Here is a 3,407-nt window from a genome sequence, read left to right on the forward strand (position 1 = left end):
CGTGGAACCACAAGAAACCATCAATTCCGGGGCCGATTCCCGATGAATTGCCAGGATATTTCCACGATTTTCAATTCAGCAAGGAGCTCCCCATGAAACACATCCAGTCACTGGCCGGCGCCATTTTGCTGGCCTCTTCATGCCTTTCGCATGCCGCGGTGGTGAATACGATCGATGCCGGCACCTCGGTTGCCAATGCCATTTCGCCATTGGGACAGTATGGCAACACACCGGTAAGCGAAAATGGTTTTACCTGGACATCGACCTATGGGCTTTCGACGTATGGCTGGAGCGTGTCGCCTTATATCCTGGGTGCGAATGGCCAGTGGGACGGCAAGGCCTTCAACTACGCCGGCCTGAACTATGGCTATGATCCGAACGACCACGGCCAGCACATGAAATTCACCTTTGATACACCGGTTTCGTCGGTGCTGGCGTTTTTGAACTACGCACCCGGCTCCGGCAACCCGTACATGGCGATTTACGACAGCAGCGACACCCTGATCGACCAGCACTTCCTGTCAATCTCCACGCCCAATGCAAAAAACGGGGGGCAGAACTGGGGCTTCAGTCTGGATAGCAGCACCATCAAGTCCTTCGTTCTGGGGGATGCCTATATCGTTGCGTCCGGTCTCAGAACAATTTCTGTACAAAGCCCCGTGGCTCCGACCGCCGTGCCCGAGCCCGGCACCCTGAGCTTGCTGGCCCTGGCTCTTGCCGGTCTTGGCTGCGGCGCTTTCCAGAGGCGCAGCACACGCTAGTCGCAGAGCCGCAAGCGCTGTGCCACCGAACCCGGTTCAGCGGCACAGCGCTTGCGCGTTGTTTCAGATCTCCACGCTCTCGCCCTGATGGGGCAGACGGACGTTTTTCCAGCCGAGCTGTTCATCGAGCGCCTGGGCGAATGTACTCGAGGCGGCGGCTTCTCCATGCACCACGAAGGTGTGCCGCGGGGGCGAGTGCAAGCCGCGCAGCCAGTTGATCAGCTCGGCCTGGTCAGCGTGGGCCGAGAGGCCGCCGACGGTATAGATGCGGGCCCTGACCGGCACGGGCTCGCCAAAGATATGGACCAGCCGGGTGCCGTCGACGAGACGGCGGCCGAGGGAGCCGGAAGCCTGGAAGCCGGCGATGAGAACGCTGCATTCGCTGCGCGGCAGGTTTTCGCGCAGGTGGTATTTGATGCGACCGGCGTCGCACATGCCGCTGGCCGAGATGATGATGGCGCCGCTGCGAACCTGGTTGAGGGCCCGGGAGCCTTCAACGTCGGCAACGAATTCAACCTTCATCTTGTTCGGATGCGCCTCCATCCACTCCAGCAGATCGCGGGTTTCGCTGTCGAGCAGGGCCGGATGCGCCAGGGTGATCCGGGTTGCCGCATTGGCCATGGGCGAATCCACATAAACCTTGAGCGGCGCGAGGCGCTCGCGGCGTACCAGGTCGGCCAGGATGTAGATGATTTCCTGGGTGCGTCCCACCGCAAACGACGGAATGATCAGGTTGCCGTGGCAGGCATTGGTGCGTCCGATGGCGGCCACGATCTCGTCTTCGGTTTCGGGCATCGGGCGGTGCAGGCGGTCGCCGTAGGTGGATTCGATGAGCAGCACATCCGCCTCGGGGATCACCTTTTCGGGGTCGTTCAAGACCGGGCGCTTGCGCATGCCGAGGTCGCCCGAAAACACCAGCTTGCGCGGCCGGCCTTCACCGCCAAGCGTCACCTCCAGCCACGACGAGCCAAGAATGTGGCCGGCGTCATGGAAGCGGACGTTGATGTTTTCGGCGGGATGAATCGTTTCGCCGTAATTCACCGGCCTGAGCAGGCCGAGGGACGATTGCGCCTCGATCACCGTGTACAGCGGCGGTTGAATACCCACGCCATTCTTGCCGCGCCGATGCTGATGGCGGAGCTGCCATTCGGATTCCTTTTCCTGGATATGGGCGCTGTCCAGCAAAAGCACTTCGAGCAAATCGATGCTTGCCGGCGTGGCGTAGATCGGCCCGCGAAACCCGAGCACGCCCAGCCGGGGCAGCAGGCCCGAGTGGTCGATGTGGGCGTGGGTGAGCAGCACGAAGTCGATGTCGCGCACATCAAAGCCGAAATTGAGCGCGCGCAGGTTTTTTGAACGGGCCTCGCGCCCGCCCTGAAACATGCCGCAATCGACCAGAAAACGCACGTCGCCGGTCTCGACAAGTGTGCAGGAACCCGTGACTTCTCCGGCTGCACCGAAAAAAGAGATACGCATGGCAAGCTCCTTTTCAACCCTGATTCAGCATGGACCCCGCCAGGTCGGATTGCAACGCCCGCCGCTGCGTCGATCGCGCCTAGCGGCCGGCCTGGCGCCCGAAACGCGTGAGGCGTACGTCCACGGTGAGCGACAGCGCCGTGAGCGCCGCGGCGCGTGCCCGGCCCTCGGCGGTGGCGCGGTAGAGATGCGGAGTCATCGCCAGCAGATCGGCAATCTGCTGGGTGCCGGCAATGTCGACGGAATAGCGCACGGTTTCGGTTGCAAGGTGGGTGAAGCCGTCGGGTGCCTGCGTATCGGAAACGCGTTCCGGCTTCAGGGTGGGGTAGATGATTTCGCGCAGTTCGCGCAGGTGATCCGGCCCGGCATCCACCTGCAGCAACTGGCCGCCTGGCTTCAGCACGCGGGCAAACTCGGCGTACACCGGAAAGCCGAACATGCACAGCACCCGGTCTAGCGTGCCCGGCAGCACCGGCAGCTTGGCGTTGCTGCCCACCACCCAGTTGGCCCGCTTGTCCTGTTTGGCGGCCGAAAGCACCGCCCACTTGGAAATATCCAGCCCGAGCAGCGCGAGTGCTTGCCCGCTGGCGCTTGCGGCGGCGGCCAGCTGGCGCATGTAGTAGCCCTCGCCACAGCCGGCGTCGAGGCAGCTGGCCGGCGCCTTGGCGGGCAGGTCGGCCAGCGCGGCGCGGCTCGTGGCGGCGGCAATGGGTTCATAGAAGCCGGCGTTCAGAAAGCGCTGGCGGGCCGCGACCATCTCCTTGCTGTCGCCCGGATCGCGGGAGCGTTTTTGCTGCACCGGCAGCAGGTTGGCGTAACCCTGGCTGGCAATGTCGAAACAGTGGCCGGCGGCGCAGCGCCAGGTGGACGCGTCGCGCTGCAGCGGGGCGCCGTCGAGGGGGCAGGCCAGTGCCTGGAAGGGCGTGATGTTGCGGGAGGTGTTCATGAACGGTGCGGCTTGGCGTGGAGATATCCAGCCAATCATGCCACAGCCGCAGAGAGGCTTGCGCCGTGCCCGTTTCGGGGGCCATGCAGGGGCTGGATGTAGATACTGTTATCCCGGTCAAGCCCCGTGGAGGACGGGTAGATACTGTTATCCCCGTCAAGCCCCATGGAGCCCTGGCTGGAAGGTCTGCCCCGACTTGAGCACGCCGTAGCTGACCTGGACGA

The 3,407-nt window shown here is 63.4% G+C and carries 3 protein-coding genes; 1 reads left to right on the forward strand and 2 read right to left on the reverse strand.

Features of this window, described 5'->3' with window-relative positions:
- Nucleotides 1-761, forward strand: a 761-nt coding sequence (locus tag Q1W26_RS11870) for a PEP-CTERM sorting domain-containing protein (RefSeq protein ID WP_300440192.1), incomplete at its 5' end; no start/stop codon positions are given.
- A gap of 63 nt (nt 762-824) precedes the next feature.
- Here the strand turns inward: Q1W26_RS11870 and Q1W26_RS11875 are convergent.
- Nucleotides 825-2,237 (reverse strand): MBL fold metallo-hydrolase, encoded by a 1,413-nt coding sequence (locus Q1W26_RS11875; RefSeq protein ID WP_300440195.1) that lies wholly within the window; start codon nt 2,235-2,237, stop codon nt 825-827.
- Between the two features lie 79 nt (nt 2,238-2,316).
- Complete coding sequence (locus Q1W26_RS11880) at nt 2,317-3,183, reverse strand: putative RNA methyltransferase (protein WP_300440197.1); 867 nt, start codon at nt 3,181-3,183, stop codon at nt 2,317-2,319.
- Nucleotides 3,184-3,407 lie beyond the last annotated feature (224 nt).

This window comes from Zoogloea sp. (genome assembly GCF_030157465.1).
GTDB lineage: Bacteria > Pseudomonadota > Gammaproteobacteria > Burkholderiales > Rhodocyclaceae > Zoogloea.

Excerpts from the sequence above, each read along its gene's own strand:
- Q1W26_RS11875 (WP_300440195.1), bottom strand. The coding sequence starts at position 2,237 with ATGCGTATCTCTTTTTTCGGTGCAGCCGGAGAAGTCACGGGTTCCTGC.
- Q1W26_RS11880 (WP_300440197.1), bottom strand. The coding sequence starts at position 3,183 with ATGAACACCTCCCGCAACATCACGCCCTTCCAGGCACTGGCCTGCCCC.